The organism is Providencia sp. AGC89, assembly GCF_053543535.1.
Map to the genome: position 1 here is coordinate 19661 of NZ_JBIXLP010000067.1, position 25545 is coordinate 45205.

16 protein-coding genes are annotated in these 25545 nt (G+C 37.1%); 9 read left to right on the forward strand and 7 right to left on the reverse strand.

Annotation, left to right across the window (positions count from 1 at the left end; translation table 11 throughout):
• Positions 1–210: 210 nt before the first annotated feature.
• Together ACIPUA_RS13220 and ydgH are read right to left on the reverse strand one after the other, a co-directional pair.
• Positions 211–1551, reverse strand: coding sequence for an amino acid permease (locus ACIPUA_RS13220; protein ID WP_395346592.1), 1341 nt, complete (start codon positions 1549–1551; stop codon positions 211–213).
• A gap of 363 nt (positions 1552–1914) precedes the next feature.
• Positions 1915–2865 (reverse strand): DUF1471 family protein YdgH, encoded by a 951-nt coding sequence (gene ydgH, locus ACIPUA_RS13225; RefSeq protein ID WP_042843846.1) that lies wholly within the window; start codon positions 2863–2865, stop codon positions 1915–1917.
• Between the two features lie 385 nt (positions 2866–3250).
• On the opposite strand from ydgH, the gene pntA reads away from it, so the two are divergent.
• From pntA to ACIPUA_RS13240, 3 genes are all read left to right on the forward strand, one after another.
• Positions 3251–4780: a Re/Si-specific NAD(P)(+) transhydrogenase subunit alpha gene (pntA, locus tag ACIPUA_RS13230; protein WP_048607149.1), complete on the forward strand. Its 1530-nt coding sequence runs from the start codon at positions 3251–3253 to the stop codon at positions 4778–4780.
• Between the two features lie 13 nt (positions 4781–4793).
• Positions 4794–6182, forward strand: a complete 1389-nt coding sequence (gene pntB, locus ACIPUA_RS13235) for a Re/Si-specific NAD(P)(+) transhydrogenase subunit beta (RefSeq protein WP_042844348.1) — start codon at positions 4794–4796, stop codon at positions 6180–6182.
• Positions 6183–6536: 354 nt separating this feature from the next.
• Positions 6537–7550, forward strand: coding sequence for a hypothetical protein (locus ACIPUA_RS13240; RefSeq protein ID WP_042843844.1), 1014 nt, complete (start codon positions 6537–6539; stop codon positions 7548–7550).
• A gap of 285 nt (positions 7551–7835) precedes the next feature.
• Here the strand turns inward: ACIPUA_RS13240 and uspE are convergent, their stop codons facing one another.
• Both uspE and ACIPUA_RS13250 read right to left on the reverse strand, forming a co-directional pair.
• Positions 7836–8783 carry a universal stress protein UspE gene (uspE, locus tag ACIPUA_RS13245; protein WP_042843843.1) on the reverse strand — a complete coding sequence of 316 codons (948 nt, stop codon included), beginning with the start codon at positions 8781–8783 and terminating at the stop codon, positions 7836–7838.
• Between the two features lie 125 nt (positions 8784–8908).
• Entirely contained in the window at positions 8909–9664 is a 756-nt protein-coding gene (locus ACIPUA_RS13250; RefSeq protein WP_042843842.1) for an FNR family transcription factor, read from the reverse strand.
• Between the two features lie 365 nt (positions 9665–10029).
• Here ACIPUA_RS13250 and ACIPUA_RS13255 point away from each other — a divergent pair, with 365 nt between their 5' ends.
• The 5 genes from ACIPUA_RS13255 to ACIPUA_RS13275 all read left to right on the forward strand — a co-directional run bounded on the left by ACIPUA_RS13255 (position 10030) and on the right by ACIPUA_RS13275 (position 15604).
• Positions 10030–11040, forward strand: a complete 1011-nt coding sequence (locus ACIPUA_RS13255; protein WP_449059789.1) for an NAD(P)H-quinone oxidoreductase — start codon at positions 10030–10032, stop codon at positions 11038–11040.
• Between the two features lie 405 nt (positions 11041–11445).
• Positions 11446–13386 carry a pyridoxal phosphate-dependent decarboxylase family protein gene (locus tag ACIPUA_RS13260; protein ID WP_042843841.1) on the forward strand — a complete coding sequence of 647 codons (1941 nt, stop codon included), beginning with the start codon at positions 11446–11448 and terminating at the stop codon, positions 13384–13386.
• A gap of 81 nt (positions 13387–13467) precedes the next feature.
• Positions 13468–14616, forward strand: a complete 1149-nt coding sequence (gene tyrP / locus ACIPUA_RS13265; RefSeq protein ID WP_230232918.1) for a tyrosine transporter TyrP — start codon at positions 13468–13470, stop codon at positions 14614–14616.
• A gap of 231 nt (positions 14617–14847) precedes the next feature.
• Positions 14848–15399: a PadR family transcriptional regulator gene (locus ACIPUA_RS13270; protein ID WP_042843839.1), complete on the forward strand. Its 552-nt coding sequence runs from the start codon at positions 14848–14850 to the stop codon at positions 15397–15399.
• Complete coding sequence (locus ACIPUA_RS13275) at positions 15392–15604, forward strand: hypothetical protein (protein WP_042843838.1); 213 nt, start codon at positions 15392–15394, stop codon at positions 15602–15604. The genes ACIPUA_RS13270 and ACIPUA_RS13275 overlap by 8 nt, the downstream gene beginning before the upstream one ends.
• Before the next feature lie 188 nt (positions 15605–15792).
• Here ACIPUA_RS13275 and ACIPUA_RS13280 read toward each other — a convergent pair whose 3' ends face one another.
• The 3 genes from ACIPUA_RS13280 to ACIPUA_RS13290 form a co-directional block, all read right to left on the reverse strand.
• Positions 15793–20682, reverse strand: a complete 4890-nt coding sequence (locus ACIPUA_RS13280) for an RHS repeat-associated core domain-containing protein (RefSeq protein ID WP_449059770.1) — start codon at positions 20680–20682, stop codon at positions 15793–15795.
• A 123-nt stretch (positions 20683–20805) separates the two neighbouring features.
• Positions 20806–22500, reverse strand: coding sequence for a hypothetical protein (locus tag ACIPUA_RS13285; protein ID WP_449059771.1), 1695 nt, complete (start codon positions 22498–22500; stop codon positions 20806–20808).
• A gap of 247 nt (positions 22501–22747) precedes the next feature.
• A complete protein-coding gene (locus tag ACIPUA_RS13290; protein WP_042843837.1) occupies positions 22748–24490 on the reverse strand; it encodes an ABC-F family ATP-binding cassette domain-containing protein in 1743 nt (580 codons plus the stop codon).
• Positions 24491–24904: 414 nt separating this feature from the next.
• Here ACIPUA_RS13290 and ACIPUA_RS13295 point away from each other — a divergent pair, with 414 nt between their 5' ends.
• Positions 24905–25381 (forward strand): GNAT family N-acetyltransferase, encoded by a 477-nt coding sequence (locus ACIPUA_RS13295; RefSeq protein WP_042843836.1) that lies wholly within the window; start codon positions 24905–24907, stop codon positions 25379–25381.
• Positions 25382–25545: the final 164 nt, after the last annotated feature.

Below are 25545 nucleotides of genomic sequence, written 5' to 3' on the forward strand. Positions count from 1 at the left end.
ACCCTGATTTAGTTACAACATACTGTAAGAATTACATCCAATTAGCCACTGTGCTCATACAAAATAAACATTTAACTAGGTTGAAATTGAAAACAAAGAGAGGGGGGAGATAACGAAAAAAGATGATTTATACAGTGAGAATGATGAGCCTATATGGTCAAAGAAGGTAGGCTTAATAATATTAGACTAAGCCTACCTAAATGATGGACGCTATGCGAGTAAATAATAGAGTGCGGGTATTGCTGCGACAGCAATAGCATAAGCCATGATTATTTCTATCGTTTTTAATGGGGCCTTATTGGTCTGTTGTTGGCGAGCATAGAAAAAGACTAGAATGCCAGGGGCATATAGCACCACAGATAATAGCAAGTTAATTAAACCTGATGCATAAAGTAACCATAAACCATAGATGCTGGCAATAAATCCGACGGCAAGTAATGCTTTGTTATGGCGCTCAAATGCAACCTTCATCAAAAATGCGCCAACCAAGAAATAAGGCACTAAAATCATTTCAGAGGCAATTGTTAGCAATGTATTATAATTGCTACCACTGAGCCAAATTAAAACCAGTGAGAGCTGTACCGCACCGTTGGTTAGCCATAATGATGAAGATGGGGCATCATTTTTATTTAATTTATTGAAAATTTTAGGGAATGACTGGTATTGAGCCGCAATATAAGGTACTTCTGCAGCCATGATTGTCCAGCTTAAATAAGCACCGCATACCGAAATAATTAACCCAGCAGCAATGATGATATCACCACTTGAGCCCATTAAATTAACCATCAAAGCCGCCATTGATGGGTTTTTGATTTCTGCAAGTTCAGCGCGAGGCATAATACCGAGTGATAGTAGGGTAACAAGGATATAGATGATTAGTGCTGAGCTAACCGCAAAGACTGTTGCTAAACCAACATCTCTGCGATTTTTTGCGCGTGCAGAAACAACTACAGCACCTTCAATACCAATAAATACCCAAAGGGTAATTAGCATAGTATCTTTGACTTGTTCCCAAACCGGCATTTTTAGGTCTATTCCGCTGAAATCTGCATTAAAGATATCTAATTTAAATGCAAAAAACGCCAAGACAATAAACAAGCCAAGGGGAACTAATTTAGCCATTGTTGCTAATTTATTGATGCCGGCGGCGGTTTGTACGCCTCGTAGAACTAAATAATGAACAAACCACAATAGTATTGATTCACCTATCAATGCCTGCCAGGTATTTCCATCACCAAAAATAATGTTATCAGGGGTATCAGTAAAGAAGCTGATCGCCGCAAAAACAATAACGAGATAGGACACGTTTGCTACAACGGCACAGAGCCAATAACCCCACGCAGAACAAAACCCGATGAGTTCACCAAAGCCAACTTTTGCATAGGTAAAAATGCCGCCATCTAGATCAGGGCGTATTCGAGACAATAGTAATAGAGCAAATGCGAGAAATAAGATCCCAACACCTGTAATAGACCAACCAATGATTAAAGCGAGTGGACTAGCCACTTCGGCCATATTTTGCGGAAGGCTAAATACACCAGCACCAACCATTGAACTAAGAACAAGGGCGGTTAGTGCAGTAAGGCTCAATGTATTTTTCAAAGTAAATCCTGAGTGTTTAGCAATCAAAAGTTAAAATGACGTTAAAACGTCATTGCAGTAATGAGTTTAACTGGCAGGTTTAAATAATCTAGTGACTTTGACTGCCGTAATTTAAGTTGTGGGATTCTACGAATGAAATGGCCGATATGCAATGGGAAAGTATGCATTTTATTGGATGATTTATTCACTTTTATGTTAATGATGAAAAAGTATCAGAAGAAAGAGGTAAAGATGGGGTTTCAAGCATTTTGAGTTATTAAAATAAAAAAACCAGCCTAGATAATTAGACTGGTTTTTTAGAGACGTTATTTATTACTTAAATAAATCGGCACTAATGGTGACACTTCCACCGTTAGATTGCCATTCTCTTGTAATATGGAAATATTTGGCACCTTTCGCTTCAGCACGTTTTGCAATTTGATAACGTACTTCTGGTGTATTTGTGTAGTAACCAGAGAAGGTGATTGAATCAAATGGAACCATTTGTGCAGCAGCTGTTTTATTGACTTCTTCAATTATATAGCCACTTGGTAGTGTTACACTTGTTCGACCAGGTTGGCTGCTAGAAGTTTCAAAGAAACGACCTACCGCTGTTGTGGGTTCTTCGGATGAAGCAACACCAGGTATTCTTACCTTTTTAGCCGCTTCACCACCTTCAGCGAGCAGCGCTCGACCTGCATCTGAATCAGCGGGAACAACAGCATCTTCATTGAGAACTTGCCGTTTTGGTGCATCTTTTTTATAGATGTACGCGGTTGCTAAGGTATTACCACCATCGTTCATTGCAATATTACGTACGACATAGAATGATGCTGCATTCTTTTCGAGCGCTTTTTTTGCAATAGCTTCGTAAAGGTCAGGTTGAGAAGGGTAAAAACCGCTAACTGTAACAGTATCGAAAGGTTCGTACTGTGCAGCGTCAGTTTTAGTCATTTCTTCAACACCGCCAAAGACACGACGTTTTGGTTCGTCGACTTTAGGTGCATCTTTCGCGTAGACATCCGCAACAACACGCATGTTGCCGCTATCACCTACATCATCAAGGCTTTGAATGTAAAAGGCATACGCCCCCATTTTATCAGCCCTACGGGAGACTGCATCGGATGCTTCATAGATAGCATTAAAGCGCCCGGTAACTGTTATACGCTCATAAGGTTTTAATTCAGTAGCCTGTTTTGGCGTCAATTCAACAGCCGCCTGAGTAGCAGTTATACTAGTTAATGATAACACCGCGGCTGCGATGACCGTAGTTTTCAGCTTCATACAAAATCCTTCCGCCTTGCGCAATTTATTATAAAAGTGCTGAATCTTAGTTGTATCACATGTACGTGATTATTACACGTAACTGAACCTGTTGTCTCATGATTTTCTTTTTATAAGAAATAAATAATTATTGACTAGTTAAATTTACCAGATTTTTTAAAGTATCCAGTATTTTATTGACCTAAAACTAAGATTTTCACTGCGAATTCCATTTACTGTCTAAGAATCGTGATCAATTATGGATCAAGAAGCATATTTTCAGTAGGTTATTAGAACATTAAAAATCTGTTTATACACAAAATAAGACTTTTCTCTGTGATGATGGTCATTATTTTAGCAAACATTCAATCAACAACATTACTTTAGGCTTTAAAAAGGGAACATTATGCGTATTGGTATACCAAGAGAACGACTTGCCAATGAAGCGCGTGTTGCTGCTACACCTTCAACAGTGACTCAACTAGTAAAGTTGGGTTTTTCTGTCTGTGTAGAACAAGACGCAGGGCACTTAGCGAGTTTTGATGATGTAGCATACGAGCAGGTAGGTGCAGAAATAGTTGATCGTGACACTGCATTTGCAGCTGATATTGTTTTTAAAGTCAACGCTCCACTGGAAGATGAAATACCGTTATTAAAAGAGGGAGCGACACTGGTGAGCTTTATTTGGCCAGCTCAAAATGCTGCGCTAATGGATGCTCTACAAGCGCGTAATATTAATGTGATGGCTATGGATGCAGTCCCTCGTATTTCAAGAGCACAATCACTTGATGCGCTAAGCTCAATGGCAAATATTGCCGGTTATCGTGCGATTGTTGAAGCTGCCCATGAATTTGGTCGCTTTTTTACTGGTCAAATTACCGCAGCAGGTAAGGTTCCGCCAGCAAAAGTCATGGTCATCGGGGCTGGGGTTGCTGGGCTTGCGGCTATTGGCGCGGCTGGCAGCCTTGGTGCGATTGTTCGTGCATTCGACACTCGCCCAGAGGTGAAAGAGCAAGTCCAAAGTATGGGCGCTGAGTTCCTTGAATTGGACTTTAAAGAAGAAGCTGGAAGCGGTGATGGTTATGCGAAAGTGATGTCAGAAGCCTTTATCAAGGCTGAGATGGAATTATTCGCGGCTCAAGCTAAAGACGTGGATATTATTGTCACTACCGCTCTGATCCCTGGAAAACCTGCTCCTAAATTGATTACTAAAGAAATGGTCGAATCAATGAAGCCGGGAAGTGTGGTTGTGGATTTAGCCGCACAAACGGGGGGGAACTGTGAGTTAACTCAAGCTGATAAGCTAGTTGTTACCGATAATGGTGTGAAAATTATTGGTTACACAGATTTACCAAGCCGCCTACCAACACAATCATCACAGTTATATGGTACTAACCTTGTTAACTTAATGAAATTATTGTGTAAAGATAAAAATGGTGAAATTGATATCGATTTCGACGACCTCGTTATTCGTGGTGTAACGGTGATCAAACAAGGGGAAATCACTTGGCCAGCACCTCCAATTCAGGTATCTGCTCAACCGCAGGCGAAGCCGCAACCAGTTGAAAAGGTTAAAGCGCCTGAGAAAAAGATGTCGCCAGTGGTGAAATATGGCTTGATGGCATTAGCAATTGTATTATTTGGTTGGTTTGCCAATTCAGCGCCAAAAGAGTTTTTATCACACTTCACGGTATTTGCACTTGCTTGTGTTGTAGGTTATTACGTGGTTTGGAATGTGACTCATGCATTACATACGCCATTAATGTCAGTCACGAATGCAATCTCAGGGATTATTGTTGTCGGTGCCTTACTCCAAATAGGGAGTGGTGGCTGGGTAAGCTTCTTATCCTTTATTGCCATATTGATAGCAAGTATCAATATTTTCGGTGGGTTCACAGTAACTCAACGCATGTTAAAAATGTTTCGTAAAGGATAAGGGGTAACTTATGTTGTCAAGTGGAATTGTGACAGCGGCTTACATTGTTGCTGCTATCCTATTTATTTTTAGCCTTGCGGGGCTATCGCGCCATGAAAGTTCTCAAAGAGGGAACACTTATGGCATCGTGGGGATGGCTATCGCACTCGTTGCTACCATATTAGGTCCCCATAGCGCAAATGTGGGCTGGATGATCGTTGCCATGGTGATTGGTGCCGTGATTGGAGTCCGTTTAGCAAAAAAAGTTGAAATGACTGAAATGCCTGAACTGGTGGCTATTTTACATAGCTTTGTTGGTTTAGCTGCGGTACTAGTCGGTTTCAATAGCTTTATCGCAAGTGAAGCACATGCTGATGTCGTAATGGAAAATATTCATTTAACTGAGGTTTTCTTAGGTATCTTTATCGGTGCGGTGACCTTTACGGGCTCGGTTGTGGCTTACGGCAAGTTGTCAGGCAAAATGTCATCTAAACCGATGATGTTGCCAAATAGACATAAACTTAACTTAGCGGCACTGGTTGTTTCATTTATTTTGTTAGTGATTTTCGTTAAGACCCAAAGCGTTGGTTTACAAGTGTTCTTAATGTTAATCATGACTGTGATCGCATTAGCTTTTGGTTGGCACTTGGTCGCCTCTATTGGTGGTGCTGATATGCCAGTCGTTGTTTCGATGCTTAACTCATACTCAGGTTGGGCAGCAGCGGCGGCAGGCTTTATGTTAAGTAATGACTTACTGATCGTAACTGGTGCATTGGTTGGTTCCTCAGGTGCAATTCTGTCTTATATTATGTGTAAGGCAATGAACCGCTCATTTATTAGTGTTATTGCGGGGGGGTTTGGTACCGATGGGTCATCGACTGGCTCTGAAGAAGAGATGGGCGAGTATCGTGAAACGTCAGCGGAAGAAGTCGCTGAAATGCTAAAAAACTCAACATCAGTGATCATCACTCCAGGTTATGGTATGGCTGTGGCGCAAGCTCAATATCCTGTTGCTGATATTACCACTAAGTTGCGGGAACGTGGGGTCAAAGTTCGTTTTGGTATCCACCCAGTTGCTGGGCGCTTACCAGGGCATATGAACGTATTATTGGCGGAAGCGAAAGTTCCTTACGATGTCGTATTAGAAATGGATGAAATTAATGACGATTTTTCTGATACCGATACTGTGCTAGTTATTGGTGCTAACGATACAGTTAACCCTGCGGCACAAGAGGACCCAAATAGCCCAATAGCTGGGATGCCAGTGCTTGAGGTTTGGAAAGCGAGTAATGTCATTGTATTCAAGCGTTCGATGAATACAGGTTATGCCGGTGTACAAAACCCATTATTCTTTAAAGAAAATACCCAAATGTTATTTGGTGATGCGAAAGATAGCGTTGATGCCATCTTACGTGCACTATAACTACTAAATAATTAAAGCGTTTAATTAATATGATGGGGCTATTGGTCGATACCAGTAGCCCCACTTTTATGGTGTTAAGCCTTGTTAATATATTAAGCATAAAACTGGATATGGCTTTATTAAATAAGGTATTAGATACATTATTTAACCTTAAAGTTTAGATGGAAAATAAAATCATACATCATCAAATGTCTTATTATCTATTTTAAATAATCATTCATTGTGATAATGGTATTTTTTTTATTGTTATTTTAATGCGCGTAATATACGAATATTAAATTTGTTTTTGGATATTTAATGTATTATTGTTTTTTCTGCCCTTACTTTTTTATTTTTTAAAAACGGAGTTTTAAAATGAAAAATGCTATGTTTGATAAAGCTACTCAGGCTAATTATATTATTGATTTAGAATGTTCCATAATTTCTACAAATAATAATATTTCATATGTGCGAGAAATAACTGAGCTATATGAAAAATATATGGCAAAAAATGAGCCAGAACGCCAACGTATCTTGAAGGTAGACCTCCAAGGAAAGAGTAAAATACTTAAGCCTGAAGAATATAGATTAGTTAAGGAGTATCTTGAACAGATTGATAATCATTATAATGAATTAAATGGTAGCATAGATACTCATAATAAATTAATATCTGAAATAAGAGGTTATATTGATAATCCAGGCTCTCGAAAAAAGGCTGCTACTTCAATTTTGGAACGTTCTACAAAGCTAAAAGGGATGTTCGATAAGTTCGATAATATCCCTGCAATAGGGAGTGAATTACGAAAAATATTGCCTGACCTACCTCATGATGTTCAAAGGTATTTAATCAATGTGGAGCTTGAAGCTACACTTCTTTACCGTAAGCATGGGGAATTATTGTATAAGGCTAACAAAAATTATTCCGCGATAAATAACTATGAAAAAAATGGGGAATATACTGGGCCAAATCATCTTAGACATGTAAGTAATTTTGAAAGAGATATGGTGGAATTAAATGCTAATATTAGTAGATTAAATGAAGAATTAAATAGTAAAGAAATGACTGAGTTTGAGCGAGTAGAGCATAATCGAACTTTAGATACCAGAAAAAAAGTATTTAATCTGAAAACATCATATATTAATTTGGCTAATAAGGTTGTTAAGGATATAGATAATTATGAAAATAGCAATAAAGTTATTTCAGGTTTGGATAATAACATCACGTTTGGCGTAGTGAATAAAAATGATTTCATTGGTTTTTTAGAGAATAAATTAATTGATTGTGTTGTGATTTTTAATACAACTGATGCTGATGCGGCTTATGCTAAAACAGAGGAAATCAATAATACTATAAAATCCGCTCCTTTATTTGTGAAAATTTCTATGTGAAATATTTCCAAATCTGCTCAACTTTGAGCAAATTGTATTTTTTATGATGGTTTTAGCTTATTTAAATTGCTTTTACATCTTTATTATCCCCCTGTTTTACAGGGGGATAATTTACTACTGATGACGACAAAATATTGAAAGATGGTTTTACAATATAAGCCTGAGATGAGGTAGAGCTTGATAGGTTTAATCAAGTCATTTACAACCCGATGAAACCTTGGCCGCTATTTAATGTAGAAATAAGTGTTAATAGGAACCCCCCATTAAAAATGGAGGGAAGTGAAATCAATCATCATCAACTGCACTGATAGGACATACAAAGCCATCCGGTTTTATGGCTAATAAGTCACATTTGAGTTTATCAATCACATGCTCAGCTGTATTACCTAAAAAGGCAGCAGAAATCCCTGTACGGCCTAAAATCCCCAATACAACTACACCGGCGTGTAGTTCTTCACACATATCGGGAATTATTTTTTCAGGTAGCCCTTCACGGACATGAGTGTATTTTTCATCGATAGCAAACTTTTGGCGTAATTCCTTCATCGCGATTAGGTGTTGGCCTCGAAGAGCGTTATTGTATAGGCTAGGATCGAAATCCGGCAGCTCGATGGCGATATTCATCGGTGCAACAGGGTACGCGCTCACTAAATGAATCTCTTGTTCTTTAATGATACGGGTTGCTAAATCCCGAGTTTTTTCAACCAGTTTAATATTGAGATCGTCGTGGTAGGATTCTTCATTTGATAAGTTTACGGCCACTACAACTGAGCCATGATCAGGCCAAACTTTATCTTTTACCATCCAAACTGGCGCAGGGCATTTACGAAGTAGATGCCAGTCGAGTGGGGTAAAAATTATTGATTCAAAATTGTCGGTTTGATGTGCCATTTTCAGTAGCAGGTCGTGTTCTCCACTAATAACCTCTTGGATAATGGCCTCATATGGCTTGTTATGCCAAATAACTTTAATTTCAATATCAATCCCAGCTTCAAGGTAAAAATGGGCTTGTTGTTTAATCCAAGCCGCTTTTTGGCTAATGACCCCTTTACGCATTGCATTACGCTCTTCAGGGGAGAGTAATGTTGTCATATCATAGGAAAGATCATAGATAGGAAGAAACGCTTTTATCCGTCCACCATTACGCTGCACGATGTAGACAGCACGTCTTAATGCAGGTTGATCATCCTGATTTGGGTCAATTGCAACTAGCAGGTTTTTATAGTTTGCCATATTGAAATCCTCTCGATATACGGATACTTCCACATAGATAAACTATGATATTGGCATTAAATAGGCAAGAAATCTGGGAAAAAAAACGAAAACGGACCACTAAGAATGTGATCCGTTTAGGATGGTTAGCATGTAATAGCTGTAACTTTACCTGCAATATCAGTTAGCTTCGTCATATCTTCAATAGTAATGTACTTGCCTTTGACGCTAAGCATACCACTTTTTTGAAAACGACCTAAAAGACGGCTAATAGTTTCAACGGTTAGACCGAGATAATTACCAATATCACCACGAGTCATGGTTAGCCTAAATTCTCTTGGTGAAAAACCACGCTCTGCAAAACGATGAGATAAATTAAGAATAAATGCAGCTAATCGTTCTTCAGCATTTTTCTTGGACAGTAAAAGGATCATTTCCTGATCGCCTTTAATTTCACCGCTCATTAATCGCATAATTTGTTGACGTAAATTAGGCATTTTGCCTGATAAGTCATCTAATGTTTCAAATGGGATTTCACAAACCATTGAGGTTTCAAGTGCTTGTGCAAAACTTGGGTGCTGTGTATGAATAATGGCATCAAAACCAACAAGGTCACCAGCTAAGTGGAAACCGGTAATTTGCTCATCGCCTTCCTCAGTTATTGTGTAGCTTTTTATTGTACCGGAGCGAATGGCATATAATGAGCGCAACTCATCACCAGCTTTAAATAAAGCTTGGCCTTTTTGGATAGGCTTTTTGCGCTCGATGATATTATCAAGTTGATCCAGTTCATGTTCATTCAGTGTAAAAGGAATGCAAAGTTGGCTAATACTGCAGTCCTGACAATGAATAGCACAACCACCAGACTGGATGCGACGAACAACTCTTTTTTCTGGGATCATATTTAAGGCTCAATCAAGTTAAAATTATTGATATGCGTCAATTTTAACATAAGATAATGAGACTGGTAAGTAGTAATGTATGGCAGAATCGACTTAATAGATAAAAAAGCCAATTAGAGAGGAGCTAATTGTTAGCGTATTTAGACGTTAATGCTAAATTAAAGAAGATTATTAAAGATTAAATTTGATGTAGATTAAATTTTGACCTCTAAACAGTAAAAAAGGTGATTGCTATCACTTCGATAATAATTACTTAGAAATATGACTTTCAAGCTATAAATACTAAACTAATTAGCATTAATTTAACACAAAAATAAATTTATAAATATCAATTTTTCAACTTAACTTTAAGAAGGGAGATTATGATGATACACGCTCAACCATCTTTACCGACGACAATGACCGCTGTTGACATTATAGAACCTGGTGGGCCTGAAAAATTGCAATTAATAGAAAAACCACTACCAAGAATTTCTGCAGGTTATATGTTAGTAAAAGTCGAGGCCGCAGGGGTTAATCGACCGGATATTTTTCAAAGAAAAGGGGCTTATCCACCGCCTCCAGATGCATCGTCAATTATGGGGCTTGAAGTTGCTGGAACTGTTGTAGCTAAAGCTGATGACGTTGATGAGTGGCAATTAGGCGATAAGCTTTGTGCATTAGTCGCAGGTGGAGGGTATGCGCAATATTGCTTAGTACATAAGGACATAGCGTTGCCGCTAGGTTCATTATCTTTTATTGAAGGCGCCTGCATTCCAGAAAACTTTTTCACAGTTTGGGCCAATGTGTTCCAAATTGGTAAGTTAAAAAAAGATGAATCGGTACTTATTCATGGAGGAACATCCGGCATTGGTAGTGTTGCGATTATGTTAGCGAAAGCATTTGGTGCAGTAGTGATCACCACTGTTGGTTCAGAAGAAAAAGTTGACGCAGCCAAAAAGCTAGGAGCTGATTGTGTCATTAATTATAAAACCGATGATTTTGTTGAAGCGGCTTTAAATTACACCTTATCACGAGGGGTTGATATGGTGGTGGATATTATAGGCGGTGATTATGTCGAGAAAAACTATCAGGTAGCCGCTAAATTTGGCCGGATTATTCAAATTGGCATGATGAAAGGTAACCCTAAACAATTAAATATGATGCCGTTAATGGTAAAACGATTAGTTCATACAGGTTCAACAATGCGTTCCCGCTCAACTGAAGAAAAAGCATTGATTGCAACAGATCTTAAAACACAAGTTTGGGATATGTTGCAAAAAGGTAAAATAAAACCAATTATTAACAAAGTGTACCAATTGACACAGGTAAAAGAAGCCCATCAACATATGGAATCTGGTGATTTGCTGGGTAAAATAGTTTTATTAAACAGTTAATTATTTGTTTTTTTCTTGGCGTTTTCACTACTGGCTGATGGCATGTGCTAGTAGTGAAAGTACTTGTCATTTATAACAAATAATTTACACTATCAAGTCTTTTTACCGTAAATATCTCTTTACAGCTAAATAATTATTGATTTTTTGTCCCCGCCCACAATTTCGAACGAAATTCTTATTAGTTTATTAATAATTTAATAGGAATAGATTATATCTATAGATAAGTTGGCCATTAACGGTTTGTCTATCAATATTTTCTTGTTAAATGATATTTAAAAAATGTATATCATTAACATATTGATGTCTTTTAAACACACAGCCCGTTATGCACTTTCCAATGATATTAAGTTAATTAACTTAAAGACAATTAACGTAAGTTATTTGTAGTTTGAAGGTGTAGTAATAATGAATAATTTTAAAAATTCAAAAATGAATGTCGATGCCTTGTTCTTAGGCCCTAAATCAGAAAATGCGGTGTTTTTCAAAGAGATGATGGAGTATTCCATCACAGAGCACATGCATTGGCGTTCAGGATACCACCCTGAAGACCCTGACCTTATCTCTACTGTTGACCGGTATGCCCCTGAATATAGGGATACATTATACCGTACCGAGGGTATTCTTAACCAACTCTCTTCAAAGCTAAAAACAACATCTGTTCCTTGGTTTTCACCCCGTTATATGGGGCACATGAATGCCGATACACTGATGATCTCTAATCTCGCTTATGTGATGGCGATGATGTACAACCCCAATAACTGTGCACAAGAATCTTCACCTACAACAACGGTATTAGAAGTAGAAGCTGGTTTAGATTTATGCGCTATGTTTGGCTATGACGTACAACAAGCTTGGGGGCATATTACCTCTGGTGGTACGGTGGCCAATTATGAAGGGTTATGGGTGGCACGAAACATCAAAACGTTACCATTAGCTGTTGCGCAACACCCAGAAGCACAACATTTACTGAATGGTAAATCAGAAAAAGAATTACTGAATTTGCCGGTTAGTAAAATATTGGACTTAATTGATGAATTAAAAAAACGCCACATTTTTGAAGAGGTTCGTGATTTAACGTGCCGTGGTGTTGGTATTGAGCAAGGAAAATTAGGTAAATTATTAGTGCCGCAATCCAAGCATTATTCATGGATGAAAGCGATGGATATTCTTGGTTTAGGTCAACAGAACATCGTCCAGTTACCCGTCGATGAAAGTTACCGAACTGATGTACAAAAAATGCGTGAAACGGTCTTTTCATTGATAGAGCGGGGTGAACCGATCCTTGCTGTGGTTGCTGTTGTGGGTACAACAGAAACAGGATCAATTGATAACATTAAAGAAGTCATTAAGTTACGTGAGGAATGCGAACAGCGTTTCGGGGTTTCATTTTATGTGCATATTGATGCAGCTTATGCGGGGTATGCTTGTGCAATGTTCCGTGATGAAAATAATCAATTCATTGATTATGATGCACTAATTAAACGCTATCATAGTGAAGGGATATTCCCTAAAGAGATCGTTTGGCCGAAGCCTGAGGTATACGAGAGTTTTAAAGCACTAAACCAAGCCGACTCTATTACTGTTGACCCGCATAAAGTTGGTTTCATTCCTTATTCAGCTGGCGCTATTTGTATGAAAGATAAGCGCATTGTCGATTTGATTTCTTATCATGCTGCTTATGTATTTGAGGAAGTACAAGAAAAACAGCGTAAAACGGACAAAGTACAGAATGTGTTGCTTGGTTCTTCTATTATGGAAGGTTCAAAATCTGGGGCAACCGCAGCTGCGGTATGGGCGGCACATCGTTTAGTGCCGCTAAATCTTTTAGGCTATGGGAAGGTGATCGCGGCAGGAGTAACGACGGCTCATTGGATAATTCAGGAAATTAACCAATGTGAGCCATTTATTATTGGCGACCGTCAATTTTCAATTGCTGCAATGCCCGCACCTGATTTCCACATGGTGAATTTTATGTTCCGCGAATCAGGCAACACATCATTAGAAAAGCAAAACCAATTAAATAAACGGTTATATGAGCTGTGTTCGTATGCTTCAGGGCGCACTTATTCTAATGATTTTCTAACATCCTCAACTTCGTTAACTCATGAAGAATATGGAGATACTCCGTTAAAACTATGCCGAGACGCACATTTTTCAGATGAAGAGTGGCAGAAGGTCCGTTCAGTATATGTATTAAGGGCGGCAATTATGACTCACTGTTTACGAGATAAAGGGCATTTCGATAATTACTGGGCGGAATTAAAAAATATCTTTGCAGACAAGCTACAACAACTCGTTGATGAAGAAAATAAACTCAATCATTCCAATTATAAAATTAGTGTTTAATTGACTTGCTAGGATCTCAATATGAAAAATCGCACGCTTGGTAGTGTTTTTATTGTTGCAGGTACTACGATTGGCGCAGGTATGTTGGCTATGCCAATTGCAGCCGCTGGCAATGGTTTTATGGCCAGTTTAGCCATGCTATTAGTGTTATGGGCATTGATGTGTTACACCGCATTATTATTGGTTGAAGTTTATCAACATGAATCCCATGAAACGGGGATCGGGAGTGTTGCTCAGCGCTATTTAGGTTCAGGCGGTAAGTTTATTACCGGTTTTAGCATGATGTTTCTGATGTATGCTCTGACAGCAGCTTACGTTAGTGGTGCAGGGGAAATTATCACATCAAATTTAAACAGCAGTTTGGCCATTGAAATGGCTGATTGGATGGGGATCGTACTATTTACAGTAATCGGCGGCGGGGTAGTTTGTTTTGGCACGTCATCGGTAGATTTTATTAACCGTATATTGTTTACAGCAAAAATTGTATTTTTAGTGATTATTTTGGCGTTAATGATACCACATGTAGAACAGCAAAATTTGCTGTCGGCGCCGACTGAAAAGGTACTGATATTATCTGCTATTCCGGTATTTTTTACCTCTTTTGGCTTCCATGGTAGTGTGCCTAGTATTGTTAAATATATGGGAGGAGACGTAAAAAAATTACGGATCATATTTATCATTGGTAGTGCTATTCCTTTAATCGCTTATATCTTATGGCAAATAGCAACTCTTGGAAGTATAGGTACAACGACCTTCGTGGGTATTCTTGCTGAAAATGCAGGGTTAAACGGGCTGTTAGATGCTATTAAAAATGTAGCGCAATCTGAAAGAACCGAACTGGTTGCTCAAATGTTTATGAGTCTCGCTTTAGCAACGTCATTCCTCGGTGTTGCATTAGGGTTATTTGATTTCTTAGCGGATTTGTTCAAACGGCAAGATAACGCATCAGGGCGTTTACAAACCGGAATACTGACTTTTGCTCCACCACTAGTTTTTGCCTTGTTCTATCCGAAAGGGTTTGTGATGGCGTTAGGCTATGCCGCGATAGCACTTTCAATATTGGCGTTGTTATTACCTAGTGCGATGGCGTTTAAATCCAGAGCATTAAATCAACGTAAGTATCAAGTCTTAGGTGGCGGGTTAGGGTTATCACTGGTATTCATTTGTGGTATTATCGTTATAGGTGTTCAGTTAGGTATAGTTTTCAATATATTACCTAATATAGGCTAATTACCATTCTTATTGTAAACCAGTCATATTTTAATGGCTGGTTTTTTCATCGTCAGTTTATCGCATTTTTTCACCATATTATCTCGACATTGCTGGTATGATTTATATACGAATGATTATCATTAGCACGATATGAGAAAAACCGATATATCTAAAGCTAGCATTTTCTATAAAAATGGCTATTATGTTAGATATATCGGTTTTGATAGCGAATAACCACTGAGAGTTTTAATGATAAGGGAACCGCAGTCAGGGTCATGCTTATGTAATGGCAAAAGTGTCAGTCGCATGTTCAACCCAAAACAGTTGAGGATATATATCTTACATTTACTGACAGGGGGAATAAACTATGGTTATGACCTAATTAAAAAAATTGGGGAAGAAACCGCTGGTTTTTATTGCCCAAGCCCAGGGGTGATATATCCAACTTTGACTTTGTTAGAAGAATTAGGTTTTATCACAGAGGGTAAAGATAACGGGAAAGGCCGTAAATGCTATGTGATCACACCTGAAGGCCGGTGTTTTTTATTGCTCAAAGCCGAGATTTTAGCTGAAGTTCAGCTAAAATTAAAATATGCACAGGAATTGAAAGCCGGAAATCAGTTTGCTAATGAAATTGAATGTGCAGTAGATAAATTTAAATCATTGTTAAGGCATAAAATTGTTCTTCAACAATTGACGAAGGATGAATCGACTAAAGTGGTTGAGATCATCAATCGAGCAGTAGAAAGAATAGAACAAGTGAATGCAGTATTAGTGACGGAAGGAAAATCAAATGGCTAAAACAAATGATATTATACAAGTGAATGAGCAATCATATATGAAAGATACTAACAAAACACAGAAGAATAAAGCCTCAACACCCGCTGACGGTGAAGCAATACAACCTTCAAATAAAGACGTAAAATTCAAAGAAGTCGTTTGCCCTAGTGTGCCAACTTCTTATTTTAAACGTGCAAAAAATAAAAAACAAAAATTAAAATACTAAAAAGCTTGTTTAGTATTTAGGCTATTAAAAAAAGTATTTTATAAATAATTATTGATAGGTTAACTTATTTTATTGATAAACCAATAAAAAAACTCCAGAGGACAGCGGTTGTATAACAAAGATGGGTACTGTCCTGCTAATGAAAAAGGTATTGAGCTTGTGCCATCAGTATAATGATGTTGTTACCTTTATGGGTTAAATTTTATTGGGTCATATTTATAGGAAAAATATTCCGATGAAAAAATCGAATAAGGATTGGTTTTTCTTATTTGAAATTCATATTTTTGGGAAAATAGATTAACCATATATTCGAGCCCCTCGTCTCCATAACGCCGCGTCGCACCCAGCAAAATTTTATTGACTTCCTCGGTTTCAAAATTTCCAGTTACGGGCCCTAAGTACGCTTTTACGGGTTTATTGGTTAATCTAGCTAACAGTTTTGCAAATGACTGCTCTCCTCCATTTCCTGAGTGGCACATAATTGTGCGTATATTGGTATAATTAGATAAGTCTTTTCTTTTTGATAATATTTCATACAATTCATTTGGGGTCATATGATTTTGAGCGCTTCTGTAGAGTAGTGCGGTACCGTTTTGTTGTTTTATTCCATGTGCAACAATATTTAGTCGCTTTTCATTATGATAGATATCTTCAAAAAAATAAAAATCTTTCCCCATAGGGACCATCCCTTCCATTTTGCCACCAAAGGTTGTTAATTTTGTACTGAGAGGTGAGCTATTTTTGTTTGTTAGTATAGAAAATAGCCTATTGGAATTGAGCTTAAGGCTACTTACACTAGTACCTATGCTGGCAATACCCAGTGCAAGAGATGCCCAGCCTAAGATACTTGAAGCTTGGGGGTCACTTTTCCGAGTTAACATGCTAGCGATCCCCGTAGCATCTGAGGCAACACTTAATATTAGTGTAATACTTGCCATGATGGCGCCAGAGGCTGCTAATGATGCACCAAATGTTACACCAGAGAAAATTATCCCTAATGCCCCAATCGCTAACCCACTCATTGCTTTAAGGCTAAAGTGCCCTGATGGGTCAATCCGGTTTATCGGGTCTCCGGCACAATAGGCATAGGGATTTATCCCCCCTTTGCCAAAAGGGCTCAAACTATCAGGGCAATGAAAGCGCATTAGGCATGGGTTATATGCACGATAACCATTGCCTAGGTGATAAACACCTGTAATTGGGTCAATTCGCTCACCATTTAAGCCAAGAAAATGTTCTGTTGTTTTATCTTCGCCATATGGCAACCTAGAGTGGGACTGGCTAAGCTTATTGTTTGTATTTAAAGACCATATTAAATTGTCATTATATTCATTCGCCATTAAGGTTAGTTCAGTATTACATCCAACAGCTAAGCAAGTATGACCTGCTTTTATTAAACGAATTTTGTTGTTTTTTTCTGTGGTGATTTCATTAACTAGCTCGTCGGCGCGGTAATAGAGTTGATGATTTTGATTATTTTTGACGGTTTGGCTCACAATTTGATTTAGAGCATTGTAGCCATATTTGCTATTTTCCAGCCCATTAACGCGAATAAGCCGCCCTAGAGGGTCATAGTGTAATGTCCTACCTGCATTATCTAGTATCAGACGACCACATTTATCATACTCAAGTGGAATATTCGCAGGGTAATTACGGTGTGAATGAGATATGGCGGTTAATTGTGTAGGGTCATCTTTATTATTGTAATGGTACTGGGCAATATCCACTTCGTGGTTTTTTAGTACGGTGCGTACCTGAATAAGGTTATTTAATGGGTCGTAATCATAAAATTGCTGTCTAACTGATTGCCCATAGCAGTCTATAGGGTGCTCATTACCTTCAAAAGAGTAACCTATTAAACGATTACGTTTATCATAGCGATATTTTTCATTTTTTACGGGCTTATTATCCAATGTCGTATGTTTGGATGATAGTAAGCCATTTTTTAGCCATATACTTTGAATAACCAATTGAGAACCTTGGTTATCGGTGATACTCCGTCTAATTTCCTGATTAAACTCATTGTAAGTGAATGTGGTGAGTATAAAAGCATGGGTAGAATTATCAGTTACTATTTGCGTAATTAAACGACCCAGCGCATCATAGGTAAAATCAGTTATCAGAGCACTATCAAAAATTCGACTTAATCGACCATATTTATCTCGTTGATAGTCTGTTTTTGCCCCTGTAATATCATGGTATGACACGGGCTTTCCTTGCAATGTCCATTGATATTCAGTCTGCTTAGTTACACCCGATAAAATCATTGTTTCTCGTTTCAATGTGCCTGAATTATTCCATTGATTGCTCACTTTTGTGTCTTTTTCTGTAGAATGTAACAGTTCTGCGGTGGCTAAATCATATTCAAACTCCTGAGTGACGCCACATACATTGACCTTATTTATGGCATTATTTAATTCAGGGATATACTCATAATGTACGGTTTCTCCTGAAGGTAATGTGATGAATGAAGGCGAGGGGGATGCGTTATCATATTGGTAGGTTGTGACTCGTTTGCCGCTTTCTTGTAGGGTTAAACGGCCTAAACTGTCAAATTCTTGGCTTCCTAGAACCCAGCAATGGCCATTGATATCAGTTACTTGAATGGATGAAACTTCTTTTCCCATTAAATATGGGACATATGTTTGTTCAATTACTGTGCCATCAGGTAATGTTTGGCTAAGAACACGACCATACACATCATAGGTCCATTCAATAGGATTGCCTAACTCATCAATTTGTTTACGTAAACGCCCTGAACCGTCCCAAAAGTGTTGTTGAGAGGCAATAATTTCACTATTCGAATCAATACGTAGTGTGAGTTTGGGCAATTGATTTTTCTTATTAAGAATAGTCATCCACTGGCCACTTTGTAGATGTTGGCCGTTTAACCAACCTTGCTGAGTATGTGTTTCGGTTAATAAGATTGGGTCAACTATTCGATGTGTTTCAAAATTATTATTAAGCCTTGTCGTGGTAATTTCACCCCATGAGTCTCTTTTATAGGTTGTATTTATGGTATAGCACTGCTGTTTTCTATCAGAAAATTGGGTATCTTGTTCTGTTGTTGCTTGTAGGTTACCTAATGGCCCATATTTCTGATGCTTTACCTCGTACCATTCTTGGGTTCCATCATTATCAAATTGATATTGTTTTATAGGGTAACCTAAACTATTGAAGAGTATTTTTGCTTGATTACCATATGAGTCTTTTTCATAAGTAATAGGGCCTAAATGAGTGATTTTATAATGCCAATATATTGTTCGCTCATAGGCGGAACCCACAGCTTCAGTTTGGCTCAATATCCGGCCAATCTGGTCATAAGTATAATTAGTTTGAATGCCTAACCTATTTATTTCACTCAGCAAACATAAACTCAGCATTGATAGTTTTTTCATTGTTGCTAATTGGCAACCATCATGCCCTTGAAATTGATTTTTTTGAACTATTTGCTGGTTTTGTATAGAAGTGCTAATAGATTGTTTTGAATCGAAGTGGGTTGAGTTTTCCCCATCTTGATAAAAAATATTATAACTAGCTGTTATTCTACCATATTCTATACCATTTCTCTGGCTACAAAATTCAAAAATACGTTTTTGCAATAAACGATTATCTGCATAATATTGTTCTTGGTGTAAAATAATTATCTCGGTATTTTCTAGGTAGCTGTAGGAATAATATGTTGATGTAGTCGGTGTTTGATAATCAGTTTGGTTAGGTATTACTATTTTGGATTTCATGAAGCGGACAAATCCATTTTTTTCGCGAGGGCACAATAAATTATTATTGGTATCGCTACTTTCTTCTGCTGAATACCATTGCATAATGGTTCGCGTACCATCGGGATGTATTTCTAATGTAGGGTTGCCATGTTCGTCAAATTCGGATTGATAAACATCTTGTCGTTTTTGACCGTGTTGATTTTCCCATGTGATAGTTTTTTTGTTAACGAATTGAAATTGAGGGGGTTGCTTATCAAAAGGAAGACCGATAACGGCGTAATAATCATAGTCTGTACGATTAATATTAATAGAACCATTATGTGATTGATATGTTGTAATTTCATTTGTCAGTAAATGATAGTTATTATAGAGCCGTGTAGTTTCTATAATTAGCTCATCACTTCTCTGTATTTCTGTAGACCCATAAGTATAATTAGTTAAAAGCGAATATAAATTATCAGTATCCGATTTGAAATTTAATCCGCTAGCAAAGCCTAAATAATTTGTGTTTGTATAAGTATAGGAGGTGACAATATCAGGTTGTTCTCCTTGGAAAGATAACGTATGGCGAGTTGCGGCAATTAGTGCAGGGTATATATCCTCAGGGAATCTAATGAGGTCTCTTTGATAATAAATAGATTCAACCAACCCAGTAGGATGTATTATTTTTTCTATGTAACCATATTCATTATAACTGAAATGCCAAATATAATTTTCTGTTGTTTTTATAAGTTGCTGTAAATGTCCATTGAATATTTTTAATTTTATTTTATAGCACTCTAGTGATAGGGGATATATTGATATTATAGGCTGATTATAATTTTCGTAGTCTATCGATAATAAAACATTATTTTCATCTTTTATTTCTAAAAGGTGAGGGAAGCCAAAAAACGCCCATTTTAGGATAACAAAATGGCCATCATAACTTTCGATTTTTAATGTATTTTTGATATCACTTCCCGAAGATGGTCCTTCTAATATTTCAACTACACCTGATTTATAGGTGATTTTATAAAAATCATCAAAACGTTCAAAAATAAAATTATTTAACTTTTTTTGTTTTACTTCAAAATTGGCAACAGTATCATTAATAAGATATTTTTCACCAGATGATAAGTGAAGTAGTTTGTTCTTACTGTCATAGGTGGTTAATGGTAATGAGAAGCCCATACCAAAGCCACTATTATTATTTTGTAATGAACTACTGCATAATGATAAGTTAATTTCGGGGCCCATGCCATAGTTACAATTAATATTAACGATAGGGATATTTAAGGAGAAAATACCGGTTCTAGGGTCTATTCCTGTTTTTAATGCACTTATGAAATTTTGGCTTTGTGAAAAAAATTTATTCATAGAATGTTATCCATTTAATTTATTATTGATTTTTGTTGGATGTTTTTGATTATGACATTATTAAAATAATAAGCGTTATAATTTATAATGCTGAGAAATTAATAAATATAATAATGCGGTTGGTTAGCTAACATAAAATTTAATATGTTCATCATTACCTACCTTGGCTATAATTGTGGCTTCATTTCCATATTGGTCACGCAAAATAAACGCCATTTTTTCTCCCCATTCACTATAATTCCATAAAGCACCATACCAAACACGGTAACTCCAAAAGCATAACCCTGATTTTTCATGGTTTTTTGATGTAACAGTGATGGACCATTTTTGTGTGAAATGAAATGTTGTTGTATATGCGGCATCGTGATTTTGTTTGACTGAAGAGTCCGTTGATGTGCTACAACCTTTGTAATTACCTGTTTGTTTATAGTGGAACCATAGATGCTCTTGGCATGATGCGTCATGAGTAATTGTGCCATTTGTATTATTAAATCTTACGTAGTATTTAGTCAAAATGCTATTTGAGTAACCACCCACGCCTTTCTCGATAATGGGGTGTTCAAGAGAGTACTTATCAAGATCGGACTCTGAAAAAATACGTTTGGGTAGTACATTCAATAGGACATAATCAGGCATTTTATTTTTCCCATTATATTCTAGGGCTGTAGTATATTCATCTTGATTAATTTGACATCTTACACAGAGTTTAAATGCTTCAATTAGATGGTTAAGAGAGACATAGACAATACATGATGAAATGTTAACCTGTTTATTAGACGTACCATTGTTTGGGGCATAGTTTCCGCATATATCAGTATAGTGAAGTACATTAGAAAACGGTTCATTCTTATAATCTACTAGTTGAATGTTTTTAAATATATCTTTTGGCGATATGTCAAGTGGTTGGTTGTGATTGTTTTTCGCTTCGATATTAATTTCAACCTGAACTTGGTGGTTGCCATTAGCATAAATAGATGCAGCTTTACCTCCACCAGGAATGAATATTTTTAAGGCGGATAGAGAGTGAATATCCTCCCAGTAGCAAATACCCGATATATAATCATTTCCCTCTATCACGGTGCCTAAATTTATTGACGCATTGCCATAAACCCTCGCATTACCTCTTATTATTGCATTATTCCTGATAAGGGCATTACCATAAACTTGAGCATTTTCACTAATGAGTGGACTGCCTTCTACAGTGGCATTTTCATAGACTTTTGCATAATTAGTTACCTGACAACTAATAAGTATTTTCGCATTGTCATAAACCTCAGCATGGCCACTAATAATAGAATTATTAGTCACTATGGCATTACCATAAACTTTAGCAGAGTCTTTTATTATTACTGCGGTATAATCTTTTCCTGTGATTTTAGCAAATTCGCTTATTTCAGCTGAATTCATAATAAGGCATCTTCCTCTTAATTCAGCATTGCCTGAAACTTTAGCATTATCGAAAACATCGGATTTATCTAATACTTTAGAATTACCAGAAACACTAGCATTATCAGATACCTTTGCATTTCCATAAATATTTGCATTATCGGATATTAGAGCGTTACCATAAACCATAGCATTGTCATATACTTTTGCATCGTCACATATGCAGGCATTACCAGATATTTGTGCATCACCAGAAATATGAGCGTTACCATATACCATCGCATCATCTAAAATAAAACAATTACCTTCCTGACTTAAATTACTTTCACTACTAACCCATCCACCATATTCTTTGGTTATTAGGTTTTCTATTTTATATAGTGTGATGCCATCATGATTTTTTTCAATATCGGTGATCCTATATTTCTGCATAATAATTAACCTTGTTTATTGGGTTTGTAGGTATACTAAATTTTGGTCTATATGTTTATTTTTAATGGGATATATAAAATATAAAAATATTATTAACATTCAAAGATTGTTAATGTTAATGAAAAAATAAATAATTAGAATGCTAAAAAAAGAGTATTCTTATTTAAAATTATAATAAATTAAATTTATCATAGAAACATGAATGGTATAAATTCCCCTGATAATATTGAATTATCAGGGGAATAGGTTATAAACCTAATTGAGATTGTATATAGGCAATTTCTTCAATCCATTGCTGCTGTAATTGTGGTTTTTGATGATTCAGTTTGCGTTTTTGGTCAGCTTGTAACTTTTCCTCTAACACTAACAATTTTTCTAGCAATTCATCTTCCTGAGTTGCTTTGCTAGGGTAAACATCAAGCTCCGCACTTGCATTAATAAGCGGGGGATTATTGACTAACAACAGTTGGGATTGCTGCTCAATTTTATGATAGATATCATCTACATTGAGGTATTCTTCCAAACGATTATCATTAATAAACCAAAAACGTTGGCAGCTATTTTCAATCAGCCACCTATCATGGCTGACGACCAGTAATGCCCCTGAAAATTGGCGGATTTGCTCGCTTAGTGCTTCTTTCCCTTCAAGATCAAGGTGATTTGTTGGCTCATCCAGTAACAATAATTCATATTGAGCCAAACTTAAACCAATAAACAACAGTCTAGAGCGTTCCCCGCCACTCAGTGTTGCTACTTTTTGTGAGTGACGAGTATAAGCAAAACCTGCACTGATTAAGGCCATTTTGCGTTGTTCATCTGTTAACGGTGCAAAAGGGCGTAATGCATCCAGTAGAGTGTCATTATCATTTAGCTGCGCAAGTTGCTGATCATAATAACCAGTGCTAATTGCAGGATGAAACTTTAGCTGCGAACTATAGCGTAAATCTTGCTGATAGTGCTGCCAAAGTAGACGCAATAATGTTGATTTACCACAACCATTTGCACCGATAATAGCAATACGATCGCCACTTTTAACTTGATGAAATGCACTAGTAAATAAATGCGAGCCATTAGGTGTTGAAATGACGGTATTCTCTAACTCAAGTACGCGGTTTGCAGGGATGGATTTGCCATTTAAAGATAATGTCCATTGGTAACCCTCTGTGACTTCTGTTTGGTCATCCTTAAGACGATCAATATGCTTTTCCATCTGCTTTGCTTTACGAGAAAGTGCTTCGTTATCGTACACGTGTCCCCATATGGCTAAGCGCTTAGCACTTGAGGTTATGCGGTCAATTTCCTTTTGCTCTGCCTGAAACCGATGTTCGTCTGCAATATCTTTTTCAATTAGCGCTTGACGAGCGGCGCTACAAGCTAACCGAAAAAAATGGAGCGATTTATCCCGCAAAATCCATGTGCAGTTGGTCACTTTATCAAGTAACGCTTGGTCATGGGAAACAAGTATAAAGCTGCCTTTCCATGATTGCAGAAAATCACCTAACCAAATAAGGGTAGGCAGATCTAAGTGGTTACTCGGTTCATCTAACAGTAATAAATCAGGTTGTTCAATTAAAGCACGGCCTAATAATAAACGAGTATGTTGACCACCACTTATTGTGTTTGCTTTTTGTTCCCATTGTTGTGTCGTAAAGCCTAACTCAGATAATAAAACTTCAGCCCGCCAGCGGTCTGTTATTTTATCTTGCTCAGGAAGCTTCTCAACAATAGCATCAATGAGTGACAGATTAGCAACATCTGCAGGTAAATGCTGTTCGATATAAGCGGTGACGCAATGGTTTGCATAAGTGATAGTGCCACTATTTGGAGATAACTGGTGGGTTATCAGTTTTAATAATGTACTTTTCCCACTGCCGTTATGGCCTATTAAGCCTATACGTTCACCTTGTTGTAAGGTAAAAGAAACATCATTTAATAAAGACGTTGTTGGTGTATCGTAGTTTAATGATTTTACAGATAATAAAGTACTCATAGCTTACTCAATTTTTAGGCATAAAAATGCCAAGGAATTGTCAGAACGACAACCCAGTAAGCTGAGGGAACACCCAATTGGTAATTTCGCTCAGGCAGGGTTATCGCAGTATAAAACTGTGAAAGCCTGAGCTTTGGCGATTACCAAAGAAGTGTGAATATTCAATTAAATCACACAACAACATAGATTAGCCTCCTTATTATTTAGTTAAGTTGAACAATGTCGGTATCATAGCAAATAGACTGTTTAAGGAGCAATGTCCTAAAATGCGCTGTTTAATTTATCTACTCAGAAGTAAGTTATTGGTATAAACAAAACTTATACAGCTAATGATGAGATGAATAAAATTTCTGATGGTTGGGATTTTAGCGAGTAATACATAAAATTGATGCTCAAATTATAAGGGAATGACTAATGAACGTAGAAATAAAACCCGCAACACGCCAAGATGCTGCATTAATTTTAGACATGATCATCGAGTTGGCTGATTATGAAAAGGCTCGTCATGAAGTAAAAGCCTCCGTTACTGACATTGAAAATTCGTTATTCGGTTCAGATTCAAATACTGAAGCTTTAATTTGTTACATTGACGGGCAACCTGCAGGATATGCCGTATTTTTTACAAGTTATTCAACTTGGCTAGGGAATAATGGAATATATTTAGAGGATTTATACGTTTCTCCTGATTACAGAGGCGCTGGTGCAGGGAAAAAATTATTGAAATACATTGCAACGCTTGCTGTAGAGCGCAAATGTCAGCGCCTTGAATGGAGCGTTTTAGACTGGAATCAGCCCGCAATCGATTTTTATAAAAGTATCGGTGCACAGCCACAAGATGAGTGGGTTCGTTATCGGATGGATGAAAAAACAATTGCAATATTTGCTAGTTAATTTTTGTAGAAAATAAACAACTTGTAAATGTAATATTAAAGATGTTTTTAAAGTTTATTCAAGTAAGCCAGTAAATTAAATACTGGCTTTATTTTTGTATAAATATATACAATAAATGCCTTATTATCACTTTTTCTAATCTATTCTATTTTTTTGTGATGTAC

What these genes read in the sequence shown, in the direction of transcription:
- ACIPUA_RS13220 (WP_395346592.1), bottom strand. Translation starts at nt 1,551, where the DNA reads ATGGTTGGTGCTGGTGTATTTAGCCTTCCGCAAAATATGGCCGAAGTG.
- ydgH (WP_042843846.1), bottom strand. Translation starts at nt 2,865, where the DNA reads ATGAAGCTGAAAACTACGGTCATCGCAGCCGCGGTGTTATCATTAACT.
- pntA (WP_048607149.1), top strand. Translation starts at nt 3,251, where the DNA reads ATGCGTATTGGTATACCAAGAGAACGACTTGCCAATGAAGCGCGTGTT.
- ACIPUA_RS13240 (WP_042843844.1), top strand. Translation starts at nt 6,537, where the DNA reads ATGAAAAATGCTATGTTTGATAAAGCTACTCAGGCTAATTATATTATT.
- uspE (WP_042843843.1), bottom strand. Translation starts at nt 8,783, where the DNA reads ATGGCAAACTATAAAAACCTGCTAGTTGCAATTGACCCAAATCAGGAT.
- ACIPUA_RS13250 (WP_042843842.1), bottom strand. Translation starts at nt 9,664, where the DNA reads ATGATCCCAGAAAAAAGAGTTGTTCGTCGCATCCAGTCTGGTGGTTGT.
- ACIPUA_RS13255 (WP_449059789.1), top strand. Translation starts at nt 10,030, where the DNA reads ATGATACACGCTCAACCATCTTTACCGACGACAATGACCGCTGTTGAC.
- ACIPUA_RS13260 (WP_042843841.1), top strand. Translation starts at nt 11,446, where the DNA reads ATGAATAATTTTAAAAATTCAAAAATGAATGTCGATGCCTTGTTCTTA.
- tyrP (WP_230232918.1), top strand. Translation starts at nt 13,468, where the DNA reads ATGTTGGCTATGCCAATTGCAGCCGCTGGCAATGGTTTTATGGCCAGT.
- ACIPUA_RS13270 (WP_042843839.1), top strand. Translation starts at nt 14,848, where the DNA reads ATGATAAGGGAACCGCAGTCAGGGTCATGCTTATGTAATGGCAAAAGT.
- ACIPUA_RS13275 (WP_042843838.1), top strand. Translation starts at nt 15,392, where the DNA reads ATGGCTAAAACAAATGATATTATACAAGTGAATGAGCAATCATATATG.
- ACIPUA_RS13280 (WP_449059770.1), bottom strand. Translation starts at nt 20,682, where the DNA reads ATGAATAAATTTTTTTCACAAAGCCAAAATTTCATAAGTGCATTAAAA.
- ACIPUA_RS13285 (WP_449059771.1), bottom strand. Translation starts at nt 22,500, where the DNA reads ATGCAGAAATATAGGATCACCGATATTGAAAAAAATCATGATGGCATC.
- ACIPUA_RS13290 (WP_042843837.1), bottom strand. Translation starts at nt 24,490, where the DNA reads ATGAGTACTTTATTATCTGTAAAATCATTAAACTACGATACACCAACA.
- ACIPUA_RS13295 (WP_042843836.1), top strand. Translation starts at nt 24,905, where the DNA reads ATGAACGTAGAAATAAAACCCGCAACACGCCAAGATGCTGCATTAATT.